Here is a 17,764-nt window from a genome sequence, read left to right on the forward strand (position 1 = left end):
ACTGCTGTGACAGGGAGATAATCGACTGGGCAGCCAGTAGCGGAGGCTATGACAAAGAAACGGTGCAGGATGTCATGCCAGGCGCAGTAGAAAAACGCTTCGGGCAGGAACAACCACCGGAGCCACTGGAATGGCTGACGGATAACGGTTCAGCGTACAGGGCGCATGAAACGCGGGCATTCGCCCGGATGTTGGGACTGGAGCCTTGCACGACAGCAGTGCGAAGCCCGGAAAGCAATGGCATAGCAGAAAGCTTCGTGAAGACGATAAAACGGGATTACATCAGCATGATGCCGAAACCGGACAGCCAGGCAGCGGTGATGAACCTGGCGGTGGCGTTCAGTCATTACAACGAACATCATCCGCACAGCGCGCTGGGGTATCGCTCACCACGGGAATATAGACGCAGGAAGTTATCGCAACCGTAAGAGAGAAAAGGTGTCTGGATATATAGGGTCAAATACACATGGGTGGACTGGTACAACAATCGCAGGCTGATGGAGAGGCTGGGCCACATCCCACCGGCTGAAGCCGAAAAAACATATTATGCTTCCAGAAACTGTAACAATCTGGCAGCCTGAGCTTCCTGTCTTAGCTCTCTCCAGGAAATTCGGTGCGGTTCAAAATCTCTCCAGGATTACCGGGGCGGATCAATTTCCACCTGACCGCTCTCCCCCACAATGAATATCCCTGTAAAAGTAAGGAAACGACCTGTGGAACTAGCGACAATAGCCGTAGTGCTTTTCGATGATTTTGAAACCCTTGACGCCATGGGGCCGATAGAAGTCTTTGGTTGTCAGAAAGAATGCCAGCTCAGGTTTATTTCACGCGAAGGGGGAATAATACGAAGCTACCAGGGCGTGAAGGTCATAACAGAGCAGGCAGAGGGTATAAATATCGACGCGCTGCTGGTTCCCGGCGGCATGGGAACCCGGGTCTTAACCACAGAAACCGCTTATCTTGACTGGCTCCGGGATCTGGTGGCCAGGTCCCGGTTATGTATGTCGGTCTGTACGGGTTCGGCATTACTGGCCAGCGCATCCACACTAAATGGCATCCGGGCCACCAGCAATAAACAGGCGTTTGACTGGGTTGCCTCGTTAAACGGCCAGGTACAGTGGCAATCTCAAGCCCGCTGGGTGCATGATGGTAAATTCTATACGTCATCGGGCATTAGCGCAGGTGTGGATATGGCTTTGCAGGTGGTAGCCGACATCTACGGACAAAAACGGGCAGAAGAAACCGCCACAAAAATGGAGTATCTCTGGAACAAAGAAGCCAACAACGACCCTTTTTCTTTGTCACAGCGGTAAAACCTGAGTCTGCAGCAGGAAACGGGCAATAAGGGCGCAGGTTAAATCAGTAAAATCAACAAATCCGCCCTTATTTTTTAATATAAATCCATTTTTTAACTTTTTAAATACAAATACACAGAATGCTTTATATACAGAGCAGGCTTACAAACGCGCAATTTAATTTCTTCCTTTCTTTCATTTGTTTAATTTTTGTGCGTTTTTGGCAAAACAATGTAAATAATAAAATGAGACGGGGAATAACTATGGTAGAAAACATAACGCCCCCATCACTTCCAGTACAAAATAAAAACAACAAGCACTTTTTCCTTTGATTTCTATACAAAAAACATCTTGCTTTATAGTGCCGTCTGTTTAAAATTCATCCTGTACCGATTAATTTTTAAACAGACGTGAGTATGCCTTTGAAAATTTCACATCTTTTTTATGCATTTTTATTGAGTATTTCCTGTGTATTCCCTGCGCTGGCCACCGGCTTCCATAAAGCGCCGGCGACGTTGCATATACCCTTTAAAACCAAAAGCACCAGAGCCAATTCTAAATTTAAAGTAAAAAGGAAAATACTTGAGCAATATGGCGCATGGAAAGGGGTGAAATATAAATGGGGGGGTATGAATACAGCCGGTATTGACTGCTCAGCGCTGATGCAGAAAATTTTTCAGCGCGGGCTTGCAAAAAACCTCCCGAGAACAACCGCAGAGCAAATAAAGCAGGGGCAGCGTATTTCTGTTAGCGATCTACGCCCTGGCGATCTGGTGTTCTTCCAGACCAAACCTCATACCCGTCACGTGGGCGTATATATCGGCGAGGAAAAATTTATACATGCCTCTTCAAGTATGGGGGTCACCATGTCAAGCCTGGAAAATAATTACTGGATACATCATTTCGAAGCAGCAAGACGGATTCTGGATTAACCAAAGAGAAGCGTTATACATTTCTCTGATGCCGCCCCTTTATCTCTATAAATAACATTGATAGCAAATAACAAAACGCATTCTTAAGGCCAGGAAGGCCAACCGCCCGTTTATCCTCTCTGTTTTAACGCTTGCCCCTTGTTCAGCGCTGACGATAACCGCAACCAGGCCAACAGCACGCTATAAAGCTTAACCGTTATTCTGGCGGCGTGTTCTCAACGCCACACATAGGGAGGAGCAATTACGCTGAAGTATCTCCGCTGCGTTTAACTGCCGGCTTATCGGTGGCATTATTTCATTGCGCCAGCGCGGTAAATTCCGGGCAAAAGCGTATAACCCTTATGGCAATAAGCCCCTGAACCTGCCGCAGGATGTCTATCCTTACTGTATCATTAATGCCCCGTAAGCCATTAACGGCCACAGTATCGCTGAAATATGAATACGTGTCGCCTGTCAATCGCCGTGTTACGCGATTTTCAGCGCCAGCTTTATCGCCTGATAAGTCAAAGTAAAAAGCGCCAACGATGGCAATATTGGCATCCGGAAACAACGTTAAACAAAGGCGGCTTACCCATGCCACATAACCACAGTAAAATTACGTCCACGCTTCACACGTTATGGGCGCAGTCGCTTACGCATTTCCCGTATAACTATTTTGCGCTCATTATGGCAACAGGCATTATATCCCTGGGCTGCCAGGCGGCGGGCTTTCACTCTCTCGCCTTTGGCCTTTTGATACTAAACAGCAGTCAGTACGTTATCTGCGTTTTTCTGGCGCTGTCGAAATTTATCGCTTCGCCAGCGGTAGTATGGCGCGATCTGATCCATTCTGATAAAGGGCCTGGGTTCCTGACCATGGTGGCCGGAACCTGTATGCTGGGTGAACAATACGATACGCTCACTGAGTTAACGCCTCTGCCTTTTATTCTGTTAAGCGCAGGGATTGTTCTCTATTTATTACTTATTTTTTCGATGATTGCCGGCGTAGCGATGTCGGAAGATAAATGCAGTTTTAATCAGGGGCTGGACGGCTTATGGCTGCTGTGTACGGTGGCGGGGTGCTCTATCGTCGTGCTGGGCGCGGGCACAGAAGGCGCCGCTACCCGGCCACAGGCGATATTTTGTACCGCGCTCTGGGCGATCAGTATCATGCTTTATATGATGATAATTCCAATGATTTTTTTCAGATGGCTATTTACTTCGGTAAATAAAAGAGATTTTTCGCCATCATGGTGGATTAATATGGGGGCGCTGGCGATTTCTTCTCTGGCCGGAACGAAACTCCTCGCCGTGCACAATGCAGGCGCCTTCGCCACGATAACGCCTATTATTACGGCTATTATATTCTTTCTCTGGGCTATGGCGCTCTGGTGGTTACTGCTGCTGCTGACTATCTTTTTCTGGCGCCTTACGTCACGCGTTCTGGATTATCGTTATGTTCCCGGCGACTGGTCTATTGTTTTTCCTTCCGGAATGATTGTTGTTGCTTCCTTTAACGTTCTGCATGTTATTGGCATAACTCCACCGAACTGGCTTATAAAAGGAAGCGTTGTGTGTGTGTTCCTCTTGTGGTTTATTTTTTATATCAGGATGTTAACTTCCCTGGGAAAGTCATGTCATCAAAGTTGCAAACGCAAAGCCATAACAGATAGCCCCCGTTAAAAATTAAACGCTCTTTTAACGGTTGACTTAACATAGCGGGCTAACCGCCATCATATAACGCCGCGGCCCCTGTTACTGCTTACTGCACATCGCTGATGTTTTTAACTGCCAGTTTTTTAAACCCAGTTTCTTGAGTAGATTGGATTTATGCGCGCTAACCGTTTTTTCACTACGCGATAACAGTGACGATATGGATTTATTTGTTTCACCTGCAAGACAAAGCTTCAGTATCTCTTTTTCCCGGCTGGTGAGTTTAGCTTTTTTACACGCATCTTCATCAAAATACCTTTCAATTGTCCTGGCGGAACTGAGGACATACCATGAATAACAATATCCGCCTGCAGCCACCATATTGATCGCTTTAATAAACAGCTCTGGCTTACTGTCACGTTCAATAATGCCGCGTAAGGTAGGCAGCGCTTCATGCAAATACCTGACGTCGCTTTTTCCGGACGTGAGCAGCAGAACAGGCGTACCAATCGTTTAAAGTTTCGTAAAAACCGAGCGTTCACATTTTGCGATGCACTCATCATCAATAACGATAATATCGCATGCCTGATAATCTGAGGCATAAATCGATGTTATAACAGTCAGATGCTGAACATTACTCCCATTAAAATTTTTCGACAGAAGATAAATTATCCCGTTACTAACAAGGTTATTTTCGCCAAGATAAATGATGTTCACACACACCTCACAGATTGCTACAATTCACTCTGCTACTGTTTTTTACTACAACAACAGCAATTATAAAAATATATTTTTTTCACATAAAAGCAATTGCACAACATTAAATAACCATTAAGTTTAAACACACACTATAAAAGAAGTAACTATGTATGTCTTAATGAAAACACCTTTTAGTTTTCTCGTCAATCAGCGCATTATTAGGACCCGCCACCGAAACCCGCGCCACACTTAATAAGTATTAATGAATTCTAATCAGCATTAAAAGGTCACTATTTTTGTATAAAAAATGTTTTCATCCGTCTTCCTGATTACAAAAAAACAATAAATAGAGAAAAAAGATAATATTTTCTTCCTACTACTAAATCAGCAAACTAAAAAATAAAGATAAACAGACCCACGTTATTACCTTATGTAATCGACCGGCAAGTTAATTAATTATGCAAAAGAAGCTTTCCCATTAATATCTTTAAGTAAACAGTTAAGACTATTAATCCATTTGTACAGATGACGTACGCATGCTATACGCTAAAATACAGAAACTTACACAAACAAAGGATTAAATTTTATTATATTTTTAATTATTTAAACAACCTTACTGATCCGGCGATTTTTTTATATTTTTTGCAAAATAATATTATTTAATAATTAACAAACTATCAACTTTAATGTCAATTTAACAAGCTAAGTTAGCCATTCCCCTAATAAAACCAAGGACTAAATACGTGATTTACTTCACATTTAACCAGCACTGACAATTTTTGCCAAACCGCTTACATCTGCAGACAACCGCTTACCCTGCGATTATAGCCGCTCAGGCATTTATTCCACTTCTCATGCTCTGTGGCAGTCATCATAGTTTTGCCTGAAAAAGCATCACACATCTCATACAGATGACCCAACGTAACAACATCAGGAATATTTTGTCGTCTCACAAGCAGGCTTACTTATGAATAAAAATAATGTTCTCAGACACATTCCCTGGGCAGTCCTGGGCGTCGTCGGTGCTTTCTGCCTGGCTGTCGTCGCCTTACGCCGGGGTGAGCATATCAGCGCGCTGTGGATCGTTGTGGCTTCCATCTCGGTATACCTTGTTGCCTACCGTTACTACAGCCTTTATATCGCCCGAAAAGTAATGAAGCTCGACCCCACGCGCGCAACGCCTGCGGTCGTTAACAACGATGGCCTGAACTATGTGCCGACCAACCGCAACGTGTTGTTTGGGCATCATTTCGCGGCAATTGCCGGGGCAGGCCCGCTGGTTGGCCCGGTACTGGCAGCGCAGATGGGCTATTTGCCCGGCACGCTCTGGCTGCTGGCAGGCGTGGTACTTGCCGGTGCGGTGCAGGATTTTATGGTGCTGTTTATCTCTTCGCGTCGCAACGGCGCTTCGCTGGGTGAAATGGTAAAAGAAGAGATGGGACGCGTACCTGGCACTATCGCGCTCTTCGGCTGCTTTCTTATTATGATCATTATTCTTGCCGTACTGGCGCTTATCGTTGTCAAAGCGCTGGCTGAAAGCCCCTGGGGCGTATTCACCGTCTGCTCAACGGTGCCTATTGCGCTCTTTATGGGCGTTTACATGCGCTTTCTGCGTCCCGGCCGCGTAGGCGAAGTATCGGTTATTGGTATTGTTTTGCTGGTCGCCTCTATCTGGTTTGGCGGTGTGGTTGCTCACGACCCTTACTGGGGACCGGCGCTAACCTTTAAAGATACTACCATCACTTACACGCTCATCGGTTATGCGTTTATATCTGCGCTGCTGCCGGTTTGGCTGATTCTGGCGCCGCGCGACTATCTGGCGACGTTCCTGAAAATTGGCGTAATCGTCGGTCTCGCGATTGGCATTGTTTTGCTCAACCCCGAGCTGAAAATGCCGGCCGTTACGCAATATATTGACGGCACCGGCCCGCTGTGGAAAGGCGCGCTATTTCCCTTCCTGTTTATTACTATCGCCTGCGGCGCGGTTTCTGGTTTCCACGCGCTGATTGCGTCTGGCACCACGCCGAAATTGCTGGCCTGCGAAACCGACGCGCGCTTTATCGGCTACGGCGCTATGCTGATGGAATCCTTCGTCGCCATCATGGCGCTGGTTGCCGCTTCAATTATCGAACCTGGTCTCTATTTCGCCATGAACACCCCGCCAGCAGGGCTTGGCATCACGATGCCGAACCTGCATGAGCTGAGTAGCGAAAGTGCGCCGATGATCGTAGCGCAGCTTAAAGACGTTACCGCCCACGCCGCGGCAACCGTCAGCTCCTGGGGTTTTGTTATTACGCCTGAGCAAATTTTACAAACGGCGAAAGACATCGGCGAACCTTCCGTACTGAACCGCGCAGGCGGCGCGCCGACGCTGGCCGTGGGCATCGCGCATGTTTTCCACAAAATTGTTCCTGTGGCGGATATGGGCTTCTGGTATCACTTTGGTATTCTGTTCGAAGCGCTGTTTATCCTTACCGCGCTGGACGCCGGCACCCGCGCAGGGCGCTTTATGTTACAGGATCTGCTGGGCAATTTTATCCCGTTCCTGAAAAAAACCGACTCGCTGGTTGCAGGCATTATCGGCACCGCAGGATGCGTCGGCTTGTGGGGGTATCTGTTGTATCAGGGCGTGGTTGACCCGCTGGGCGGCGTGAAGAGCCTGTGGCCGCTGTTCGGTATCTCGAACCAGATGCTGGCCGCCGTAGCGCTGGTCTTGTGTACCGTCGTGCTGATTAAAATGCAGCGTACAAAGTACATATGGGTCACGCTGATTCCGGCTATATGGCTGCTGATCTGTACAACCTGGGCGTTGGGCATGAAGCTGTTCAGCACTAACCCACAACTGGAAGGCTTCTTCTATATGGCCCGCGAATACAAAGCGCGCATTGCGGCAGGCGGCGATCTTAGCGCCCAACAGCTTGCTAATATGAACCATATTGTGGTGAATAACTATACCAACGCAGGGCTGAGTATCCTGTTCCTGCTGGTGGTGTACAGCATCATTTTCTATGGCGTGCGTACCTGGCTTAACGTACGCAACGCCGGTAAACGCACCGATAAAGAGACATCATACGTGCCGGTGCCGGAAGGCGGCGTCAACGTTTCTTCTGGCCACTGATTGTCACGCATAAACATCCAGCCCCGCCCATTACTGAGGTTTTCCCGATAATGGGCGGGTAAAAAAAGGCAGGTATAGCCGCTTAGTACCTGCTGGTTTGACAAAGCGTTTAACAGGATTACCGCTGTGCCTGCGCGCTTCACAAAATGCTTTGCCGGCAGCCCCACCAGACGGTAGAAAGCCTGCTTTTAAACCGCCAGCCTTATAAATATGCCTGTACTATCGCAGCATCAACAGGGGTTGACGACTCTCAGACAGCATCGCTGCGGTATGGCTGCCGATAAAGAACCGACGTAACCGGGAATGCCCATATGCTCCCATCACTGTTAAATCGATTTTATTTTGATCCGCGTAGCGGCAAAGGGCACGGGTTACCGAATCATCGTTCAACAGCCTGGCCTGCGTAGCGATACCGGCTTTCTGCAGCACTGTTTTCGCATCATCAAGCGCTGAGGCATTACCATTTACCATCACCAGGTGACAGGGTAGATCCCGTAAAAGCGAGCTGACCGTCAGGCGCTCCAGATTCTCCCAGCTTGCATCACTCCCGTCCCAGGCAAACATAATGCGGGACGGTAAGGAGTACTGCTCTGACGCAATGAGCACTGGCTTTTTCTGAAGGCGGATAACATTCTCAAGCTGGCTTCCGACTGAACTTTGCGTTCCCCGGCGGCCGAGCACCATCAGGCGCGATTCGCCCATTTCAGCGAGAATTTCATCCAGTGCGCCGTGTTTTTGCAACTGCAGGGCGGCCGGATGCCCCGCCTGCGCCAGCAGCGCCGCACAATTTCCCAGTATGATTTTCCCCTGCGCCATTAACAGGCGGCTACGCTCTCCCTCAATACGAACCAGCTCTTCTGTCAGTTGCTCCCAACTGTTGACGCCAAGGGTACCGGACATATCTGATACAGCAGCTTGCTCGCTTTTTTCCAGAACATGGAGTAGCGCAAGCGGTATTCCAAGCCTGCCCGCCGCCCAGGCGGCATATTCACAAACAGAGCGAGTTGACGATGAACCGTCAACACAGGCAATTACGGTATTATTCATGGTGTATTTCCCTGTGATTTAGTGGCCGCGCATCAGTTTTTCTACTTCTTCCGGCTTATCATGCACACCAAAACGGTCAATAAGGGTGCGCGTGGCATCATTCATACCTCTGATTTCCACTTCAGCGCCTTCACGACGGAATTTAATGACAATCCTGTCTAACGCGCTGACGGAGGTAATATCCCAAAAGTGGGCGTGCGTTACATCAATCACCACGTGCTCCACCGCCTCACGAAAATCAAACTGGCTGGCAAACCGGTCAGAAGAGGCAAAGAAAACCTGTCCGATCACGGTATAGTTACGCACGCCATCTTTTAATACGCTGGTAACCACCATGAAGCGAGCAACCTTAGTCGCAAAGTTCAGGGAGGCAATCAGTACGCCCGTCAGCACGCCGAACGCCAGGTTGTGAGTGGCCACGACCACGCAAACCGTCGCCAGCATGACCACGCTGGTTGAAACCGGATGGGTACGCAAGTTTGCAATGGAGCGCCAGGAAAACGTGCCGACAGAAACCATAATCATAACCGCAACCAGAGCCGCCATCGGTATCTGAGACACCCACTGGCGCAGAAAGAGAATCAGGCAAAGCAGCACGACGCCGGCGGTTAATGTGGAAAGCCGACCACGCCCGCCTGATTTCACATTGATAACAGATTGCCCAATCATGGCGCAACCGGCCATCCCGCCAATAAAAGAAGTACAGATATTGGCGATACCCTGCGCCTTGCACTCACGATTTTTGTCACTCGGGGTATCGGTCATATCATCAACAATAGCGGCCGTCATCATCGTCTCCAGTAGCCCCACCACGGCAAGGCCTGCGGAGTACGGCAGGATAATCAGCAGTGTATTAAGATTCAGCGGCACGTCCGGCAGCAGAAATACCGGCAGGCTGTCAGGCAGCTTACCCATATCGCCCACGGTGCGCACATCAAGATGAAGCCACATTGATACTCCCGTCAGCACGATGATGCAAACCAGGGGAGACGGTATGGTTTTATTGATATACGGGAAAAGATAAATAATGCCCAGGCCTGCGGCGGTCAGGGCATAAACATGCCAGGTAACATTGATAAGCTCCGGCAACTGCGCCATGAATATCAGAATAGCCAGCGCGTTAACAAAGCCCGTGACCACTGAGCGGGATACATAGCGCATCAGGTTTCCAGGCTTCAGATAACCCGAAGCGAGCTGAAAAATACCGGTCAGGACAGTTGCCGCAAGCAGATACTGAAGCCCGTGATCTTTTACCAGCGTGGTCATCAGCAGCGCCATTGCGCCGGTTGAGGACGAAATCATCGCCGGACGCCCGCCAAAAAAGGCCATAACAATGGGAATACAGAAGGCGGAGTAAAGCCCGACCTGCGGATCCACACCGGCAATGATAGAAAAGGCGATCGCTTCAGGAATAAGCGCGAGCGCAACAACAATACCGGCAAGGACATCGCCACGGACGTTACCCAGCCAGTCCTTACGCGTCGAGGACAGCAGCATAGTGGTTTCTCAAAATTTGATTACAGACAGCCCGTGCGGGCAACAATTTCAGGCAAAAAAGAAAGCATCCGCAAACGGGATGTTTTCGAATATACGTCTGAGGCTACTCAGCGCGCAGAGGTGGGATACAACTCAGGGTGGCGTAAGACGCATGTTTAAACAAACTCTCCTTTACCGCTGATTCGTTTTTTAGTGATATCGCCTGAAAAAAAGCCGGCTGCGAAGCCGGATATTATCAGGATGTATTCCAGACAATATCCCGAAAACGCTTCACTATAATCCATTCTCAGCGAAGATCAATACCAGACCTGCTCAGCGCCCGGAGGGCGGCCTGGCAAATACCATTCGGCTTTGCGCGAAAGCGCATGGGTTGTCAGGCGTCATTATCAAAACGCATAATTTTCATCATTCAGCCAGTTACGCTCGCGGGCGGACATTCGGCAAGAAAAAGTGGATTTAACAGCGATACTTATTCTGCTTCTCTTGTTTGCGTTAATTCACCCCAAATTGACCCGATATGCGCGTATTATGGCCCTTATATTGTAGTCCGTTAGCCCATATGCCCCGATAATTGCTTATCAGGCCACAGCCGATATGGCCCTTACCGTTTTGATAAGTTTTCAGAAGGACATAAAATGAAAATCACACAGGTTCGTAACGCTACTCAACTCCTCGAATATGCAGGCAAGAAATTCCTCATTGATCCCATGCTTTCTGAGAAAGACGCCTGGCCGGGGTTTGAAGGAACAGTTCGCTCAGATATTCGCAACCCGATGGTGGATATAACGCTGAATATAAATTCACTGCTTGATGTGGATGCCATAATCGTCACCCATACGCACCCGGATCACTGGGATCAGGCTGCAGCAGCTATTGTGCCGAAAGATAAATTGATTTATGTCCAAAATGAAAATGATGAAGCGCTGCTACGCTCTCAGGGTTTCACTAACCTGATTATACTCACTGAAAACAGCAGGCTGGAAGATATCGAACTGATTAAGACAACATGTCAGCACGGTTCAGATGAGGCCTATGCCAACCCACAGTTGGCAAACATATTAGGCGACGCCAGCGGCGTCGTGTTCCGCCATTCATCAGAAAAAACGCTATACCTTGTTGGCGATACTATCTGGATTAAGCCCGTGGAAGAAAATATGCGTAAATACCGGCCGCATGTGGTAATTATGAATACCGGCTGGGCGCATGTTCTGAACTACGGCGCCATCATTTTTGGTAAGGAAGATATCGTGAAAGCACACCTGGCGCTCCCGGAAGCACAAATCGTCGCCACCCACATGGGGGCCGTTAATCACTGTCTGGTCACCCGTCAGGACGTGCTGGAATATGCGCGGATTAATCATATTCAGAATTATGTTTCAGCGCCTGAAGACGGCGAGTCTGTCTGGTTTTGACAGTAAGCGGCTATCCTGGAGTTACGGTGTCCACAATTTCCGTTGCCATACTGGTTACTCAGGGGTTCAGCACTTATCACGTATCCGTTCCGCTGATTCTTTTTGGCGATACCGTCTCAGAAAAACGGCTTTTCAGGCGGCTGTTATGCGCTGAAAAACCTGCCCTTATCTGGTCGAATGAAGGAACGGCAATACAGGTTGATCATGGCCTGGAAGTTTTTTCTCAGGTTGATATCGTCATTGTACCCTTTTGGGAAGATGTACGAAAACGCCCTTCCAGGGCCCTGCTTAACGCCCTCGTAAAAGCGCGAGAAGCGGGAGCGCAGATAGTGGGGCTGTGTCTGGGAACGTTCGTACTGGCTTATGCAGGTTTGCTGAATGGACATATGGCAGCAACACACTGGGAGTATGAAGAGCACTTCCGGGCGTTGTTTCCATCCGTCCAATTAAATCTTAACGAACTGTATGTTGACGACAACGGGCTTATCACATCGGCAGGCACGGCCGCAGCAATGGACTGCTGTCTGTATATCATTCGTGAGCATTGTGGCAGCCGGATAGCCAATCAGATCGCCCGCAGGATGGTCACGCCACCTCATCGCGAAGGGGGGCAGGCGCAGTACATCACGCATCCCGTTATTCAAAAGACAGCCGACAGCAGAATCAATATGGTGCTTGATTACCTGCGGCTAAATCTTCAGAAACCACACGATATTAATTCACTGGCTGAATATGCCTCAATGAGTCGCAGGACGCTGACGCGGCATTTCAGTAAAGCGACGGGGATGACCGTTGTCGAGTGGATTACGGCGGCAAGACTGCACCGCAGCCAGATGTTGCTGGAGAATATGGACATTTCTATTGAGCAGGTCGCTGAACAAGCGGGTTTTCAGTCTACGGCGACCTTCCGACAAAATTTCCGCTGCCGGTTTGATGTCAGCCCTACTGAATGGCGGCGGATATTCAGAGGCACCAGAAAATAGCATTCACTGACAAAATGAGTTTAGGCTGGGTCTGCCCGGCCAGCAATGACATAGCGGGCCGGGCGTCAGTTGCGAACTCACAGCGGCCTTCGCCGCAGCGTCAACCGCGCTGGCGAAAAAGACAGTAAATACGCCAAAGAAGCCGCTTTACCTTCGCGTTGGATAAAACCGCGTTCTGCGCAGCGCCAAAATTCCAGTCGAACGCGGGGCCGAACGCCACGCGGCTATCCTCTCCCGCCGCTTACAGCCCCAGGGCTTCTTTCACATTTTTCAGATAGCGGCGGCTGACCGGCACACTCAGGCCATCGCGCAGTATCAATTCAGCCTGGCCGTTATCCTCCAGGCGAATTTCTTTCAGGCAGCCCATATTTACCAGATACTGGCGATGGCAACGCAATAGCGGCGTGCGGTTTTCCAGCGTGCGCAACGTCAGTTCCGTAAAGCCTTCTTTGCCGTCATGGCCGGTTACGTAAACACCGCTCATCCGGCTGCTGACAAACGCCACGTCATCCATTTTTAATAAATAAATACGGCTGTGGCCGGTGCAGGGGATGAACGTCAACATCCGCTGGTTTTCCACCAGCGGCGATATGTCCTGCGGCTGACGCTGCTGACGCAAACGCGACAGCGTTTTTTCCAGGCGCCGCGCCTCAATGGGCTTTAGCAGATAGTCAAACGCCTGTTCCTCAAATGCCTTTACGGCATATTCGTCAAACGCCGTCAGGAAGACGATATGAGGACGTCTGGCATCATCAATCATGCCCACCATTTCCAGCCCGCTGATACGCGGCATCTGGATATCAAGAAAGAGCACATCCGGCTGATGTTTATTGACGACGCCAATGGCCTCAATAGCATTGGCGCATTCACCGACAACTTCAATATCGCGCTCTTCCTGGAGCAGAACGCGCAGGTTTTCCCGCGCCAGCGGCTCGTCATCTACTATCAATACTCTTAACATGCCTGCATCTCCTGAGGTAGCCTCAGCGTAACGCGAGTAAAACGGTCAGGTTCGCAGTTTACCGAAATGCCATAGCCATCGCCAAAGCGCGTGCGCAGCCGCTTATCCACCAGGCTCATACCCAGCCCGTGAGTGTCGGCCTGTACAGGATACAGCCCGGCGTTGTCTTCAATCTCCAGCACCAGAAATCCCAAATCGCTGTGCGCCCGGATAGTAATTTCCCCTACGCCCAGCATCTGCGACGTGCCATGCTTAATGGCATTTTCCACAATAGGCTGGAGCGTAAAGGCCGGTAATTTATGGTGCGCCAACGCCTGCGGTATCTGCAACCGCACCTTCAGGCGCGCAGCGAAACGCGCCTGTTCAATTTGCAGATAGGCATTAACATGTTCAATTTCATCAGCGAGCGTGGCGGTTTCTGACGCCCGTTTAAGATTTTTACGAAAGAAAGTTGAAAGATACTGTACCAGGTCGCCCGCGCGTTCACTGTCCTGGCGGATCACCGCCTTAAGGGTATTGAGCGCATTAAACAGAAAATGGGGATTAACCTGCGCATGCAGAAGCTTTATTTCCGACTGCGCCAGTAGCGCCTTTTGACGCTCATATTTACCGGCCAGAATTTGTGCGGATAGCAGTTGCGCTATTCCCTCTCCCAGCGTGCGGTTAATGGAGCTAAACAGACGGTTTCGCGCTTCATAAAGTTTAATCGCGCCAATCACGCGCTGGTTTTCACCGCGCAGCGGGATAACCAGCGTCGAGCCCAGTTTACAGTGCGGATACACAGAGCAACGATATGGCACCTCGTTGCCATCGGCATACACGACTTCACTGCTCTCTATCGCCCGCAGCGTATAGGGCGAGGAAATAGGGCTGCCAACCAGATGGTGATCGTCGCCAATACCGATAAACGCCAGCAGCTTTTCGCGATCGGTTATCGCAACCGCGCCTATATCCAGCGCCTGATGCAGCACCTGCGCCACCTTCATACTGTTTACTTCATTAAAGCCCTGGCGCAGTATTCCTTCAGTCGCTGCCGCCACCTTGAGCGCCGTGGCGGAAAATGCCGACGTGTATTTCTCAAACATTGCTCGTCTGTCCAGCAAAATGCGCATAAACAGCGCCGCGCCTACGGTGTTGGTCACGATCATCGGCGCCGCGATGCTGCCGACAAGGTTGGTTGCCTCGTTAAACGGCCGGGCAATCAACAGGATGATTGCCATCTGCGTCACCTCGGCGACAAACGTTACAGCGCCTGCCGTCAGCGGATTAAACACTTTATCGGGTTGACCACGCCGAATCAGCAGCGTATGCAGCAGCCCGCCCAGCAGCCCTTCGGTAATGGTAGAAACCATGCAGGCTAACGCCGTCATGCCCCCCATTGAGTAGCGATGCAAGCCGCCGGTCAATCCCACCAGCGCGCCAACGGCGGGGCCGCCCAGCAACCCGCCCATAACCGCGCCAATCGCGCGAGTATTGGCCAGCGAATCTTTAATCTGTAATGAGAGATAGGTACCCAGTATGCAAAATATGGAGAAAGTGATGTAGCACAGCAGCTTATGCGGAAGCCGCACGCTTACCTGCATCAGAGGAATAAACAGGCGGGTTTTGCTCATCAACCAGGCAATGACCAGGAATACGCACATCTGCTGGAGCAGCAACAGCATTAAATCAAAGGAATACATACGGAGAAACCACGTGGTCTGAATAACTGCACCCTACTCTGAATAACGTTCATTTTCTTTGAAACACTGCAAAAAAAATATGCCCGGCGGAAGGGAAAAGTAGGGGCGGCTGCGCAAGGCAGCCGGATAACCTGACGTTATGCAGCGCGCAGCCGATAATCGGTGAGTAACGTGCCTGTTTCGCTCAACAACACCAGCCGATACAGCAGCAGCAGCGACCACGCGCCGCCGGGCTTCAGGCCAAATTTACGCATGACATAGTGGATATTGCCATACACCGCGCGCGGCTGAACGTGATGTTCGCTGGCCAGATCGGCAATCTCAGTACCGTCGAGCATGCCGCACAAAAAATGCACCGATCGTGCCGGAATGAATATACGCCGTGGCTTACCGCGCCGTTCCCAGTGCAGAAAGTCCGGCGGTTCGCTGCCCTTTACCAGGTAGCCCACGCCAAAATGGCGCAATTTTTTATTCACGTGCTCAAAAACCTGCACGACCCTGGCGCGGCAGCTTCGCAGTTCAAGAATAATCGGTACGGCTTTCGCATTGTTGTCCACGGCCAGAAAAACCACGTCATTCGGCCCCATGCTGTCGCTAATAACCCTCACCGCATCGACACACGGAACAATGTTAGTTATTGTTTTTCCTTGCTCCCGATACAGTTCGCTAAGCCCCATCGAGAAATAACTATCATCGGTAATGAGATAAAAGCCCATTATAATTTCATCTCCTTGAAATTAACTTCTTTGTGAGCTGTTTCTGACCCGGCGCCTTTGCGGCGCCGGGGCTTATCAGAAACCTTGCCCGCGGCTCTTCATGCCTGGCTGTTTCACCAGCCAGTTGAGCAAAATCGCGGCGTTATACATCACAGAAACGTTGCTGGTGTAACCGTCATAGCGGTTGTTAATTGCTGAAATTTGATTATTAAAGTGGTCGCTTTCAGCGCTCAGCACATCAAGCAGCGTACGCGTTCCCAGGTGATACCACTGGCGATAAAACATATCGCGCACCCGATCGGTTTCGGCGCTCAGCCGCACATAGTTATCAGCGCGTTGTAGCGAAGAGTCGCGGGTTTCCACCATGTTGCGTATCTGGTATTCCAGTTCGTAGCGAGAGACCTGCACTTTCTCCTGCGCAGAGCGCATTTTCGCCAGCGCAGCCTGCCGCTGGGCGCGTTCAGAACCGCCGCTAAAAGCGCTCCATTGCACGTTTAAGCCGGTGTACCATGCATCCTCGTCGCCATACTGATCTTTCGACGTACTCTTCTGCACGACCCAGTCTACTTTTGGCAAACCGGCGGCGCGGATAGATTCTGCCTGAGCGTCCGCGCTGCGAATTTCAGCTTCTCCACGTTTGAGCGTTGGATGATCGTGCAGCGCGCTTAGCGCCGTGTTGAGCGCAATAAGATCGCCATTCCAACGCAGAGCGGGCGGCAACCCCGGCTCTACGCCCATCAGGCGTACCAGCTTAATGCGGGTATTATCAAATTGATGCTGTAGCTGTTCCTGCTGTGCCTGCGCTGACAGCAGACGCGCACGCGCCTGCACCAGTTCGCTGGCGCGGCCTTTATCAACGCTGGCAATGCCAGACAGCATCGTCACCAGCTTCTGCATACGATTTACGTAGGCCTGCGCTACTTTTACACTTTCCTGATAGCGGCTCAGATTCAGCAGCTCGGCCATCGTGCTGGAGGCAACCTGCTCACGTATTTCTTTCACCGCCAGCGCCGCGGCATTCAGCCCTTCTCTGGCGCTGTCAAGCTCGGCGCTAATCCTGCCCCAGTCAAATACCGTTGTATTCACGGTTACAGAAACGCTGGTGTCGCTAAGCGAATTATTATTCCGCGTGCTGGCGCCGTTGCCGAAAGAGCCAAACGGCGCGCTGGTGCCAACGGTGACCTGAGGATAACGCTGGCCCTGTACCTGTTTCACTCCCCAGCTTGACGCTTCCATATCCGACAGCGCAGCACGCACTTCCGGGCTGTGGTTCAGCGCAATACCCACCATTTTCTGAAACCAGGTATGAATTGCCGCCGTTGACTGCATCGGCTTCGCCATTGCAGCCGCACGCGGAGGAATATCCTGCATCCGGCGAACCGACGGCGCATTAACGGTACGCGGCCCCTCGTCGCTCTGCGCGCCCTGAGCAGCCGCCAGGCCTTCATCACTACCCGTTTCACTTACTGACTTTTGCGCCATTTGCCTGTAATCAGCCGGCGCAGCTAATGCGTCAGCAATACTTTCCTTTTCCTTCGCCTGCTGGAACTTCTGCGTCGAACCAGGCTCCCGGGCAAAACGATGATAAGCGCTGTCCTTTTCAGCCGCCTGCCCCATTACAGCCGCCTCTTTTACCTCACTTTGCGGCGCATCCATTTTGAATCTGGGCGCGCTCGCCGGCTGCGGTTCGCTAAACAGCAATTCATCATCATCTGCCGCCTGGCTGCCCTGAATAAAAGTCAGCGACAGGGCTAACGCAACCGTTGTTATTACCCACTTTTTATCCATTC

The 17,764-nt window shown here is 50.5% G+C and carries 14 protein-coding genes; 7 read left to right on the forward strand and 7 right to left on the reverse strand.

Annotated features, from left to right (window positions below; genetic code table 11):
- From JJB97_RS14685 to JJB97_RS14700, 4 genes are all read left to right on the forward strand, one after another.
- Window positions 1-428: integrase core domain-containing protein (locus JJB97_RS14685; RefSeq protein WP_238714760.1), on the forward strand; the 428-nt coding region annotated here is incomplete at its 5' end.
- A 285-nt stretch (window positions 429-713) separates the two neighbouring features.
- Entirely contained in the window at window positions 714-1,313 is a 600-nt protein-coding gene (locus tag JJB97_RS14690; RefSeq protein ID WP_238714761.1) for a DJ-1/PfpI family protein, read from the forward strand.
- Between the two features lie 590 nt (window positions 1,314-1,903).
- Window positions 1,904-2,227, forward strand: a complete 324-nt coding sequence (locus JJB97_RS18650; protein WP_238714763.1) for a C40 family peptidase — start codon at window positions 1,904-1,906, stop codon at window positions 2,225-2,227.
- 573 nt (window positions 2,228-2,800) lie between these two features.
- Complete coding sequence (locus JJB97_RS14700) at window positions 2,801-3,889, forward strand: tellurite resistance/C4-dicarboxylate transporter family protein (protein ID WP_238714765.1); 1,089 nt, start codon at window positions 2,801-2,803, stop codon at window positions 3,887-3,889.
- A gap of 72 nt (window positions 3,890-3,961) precedes the next feature.
- Here JJB97_RS14700 and JJB97_RS14705 read toward each other — a convergent pair whose 3' ends face one another.
- Window positions 3,962-4,318: a response regulator transcription factor gene (locus tag JJB97_RS14705; RefSeq protein WP_238714767.1), complete on the reverse strand. Its 357-nt coding sequence runs from the start codon at window positions 4,316-4,318 to the stop codon at window positions 3,962-3,964.
- 1,207 nt (window positions 4,319-5,525) lie between these two features.
- On the opposite strand from JJB97_RS14705, the gene JJB97_RS14710 reads away from it, so the two are divergent.
- On the forward strand, window positions 5,526-7,676 hold the full coding sequence (locus JJB97_RS14710; protein WP_238714769.1) for a carbon starvation CstA family protein: 2,151 nt from the start codon (window positions 5,526-5,528) through the stop codon (window positions 7,674-7,676).
- A 219-nt stretch (window positions 7,677-7,895) separates the two neighbouring features.
- On the opposite strand, the gene JJB97_RS14715 is transcribed toward JJB97_RS14710, so the two are convergent.
- Together JJB97_RS14715 and JJB97_RS14720 are read right to left on the reverse strand one after the other, a co-directional pair.
- On the reverse strand, window positions 7,896-8,723 hold the full coding sequence (locus JJB97_RS14715) for a universal stress protein (protein WP_238714770.1): 828 nt from the start codon (window positions 8,721-8,723) through the stop codon (window positions 7,896-7,898).
- A gap of 18 nt (window positions 8,724-8,741) precedes the next feature.
- The gene (locus JJB97_RS14720; RefSeq protein WP_238714772.1) at window positions 8,742-10,220 is read right to left on the reverse strand and encodes a SulP family inorganic anion transporter; all 1,479 of its coding nucleotides are present in this window, start codon (window positions 10,218-10,220) and stop codon (window positions 8,742-8,744) included.
- Window positions 10,221-10,855: 635 nt separating this feature from the next.
- On the opposite strand from JJB97_RS14720, the gene JJB97_RS14725 reads away from it, so the two are divergent.
- Window positions 10,856-11,632 (forward strand): MBL fold metallo-hydrolase, encoded by a 777-nt coding sequence (locus tag JJB97_RS14725; protein ID WP_238714773.1) that lies wholly within the window; start codon window positions 10,856-10,858, stop codon window positions 11,630-11,632.
- A 26-nt stretch (window positions 11,633-11,658) separates the two neighbouring features.
- Window positions 11,659-12,615 (forward strand): GlxA family transcriptional regulator, encoded by a 957-nt coding sequence (locus JJB97_RS14730; RefSeq protein WP_238714774.1) that lies wholly within the window; start codon window positions 11,659-11,661, stop codon window positions 12,613-12,615.
- 241 nt (window positions 12,616-12,856) lie between these two features.
- Here the strand turns inward: JJB97_RS14730 and btsR are convergent, their stop codons facing one another.
- The 4 genes from btsR to JJB97_RS14750 form a co-directional block, all read right to left on the reverse strand.
- Entirely contained in the window at window positions 12,857-13,576 is a 720-nt protein-coding gene (gene btsR / locus JJB97_RS14735; RefSeq protein ID WP_238714775.1) for a two-component system response regulator BtsR, read from the reverse strand.
- Entirely contained in the window at window positions 13,570-15,258 is a 1,689-nt protein-coding gene (locus JJB97_RS14740; protein WP_238714776.1) for a sensor histidine kinase, read from the reverse strand. Before JJB97_RS14740 ends, btsR begins: the two co-directional genes overlap by 7 nt.
- Window positions 15,259-15,395: 137 nt before the next feature.
- Window positions 15,396-15,974, reverse strand: coding sequence for a hypothetical protein (locus JJB97_RS14745; protein WP_238714777.1), 579 nt, complete (start codon window positions 15,972-15,974; stop codon window positions 15,396-15,398).
- Window positions 15,975-16,049: 75 nt separating this feature from the next.
- Complete coding sequence (locus tag JJB97_RS14750) at window positions 16,050-17,762, reverse strand: TolC family protein (RefSeq protein ID WP_238714778.1); 1,713 nt, start codon at window positions 17,760-17,762, stop codon at window positions 16,050-16,052.
- Window positions 17,763-17,764: the final 2 nt, after the last annotated feature.

The sequence above is a fragment of the Tenebrionibacter intestinalis genome, from assembly GCF_016632365.1.
Lineage (GTDB): Bacteria > Pseudomonadota > Gammaproteobacteria > Enterobacterales > Enterobacteriaceae > Tenebrionibacter > Tenebrionibacter intestinalis.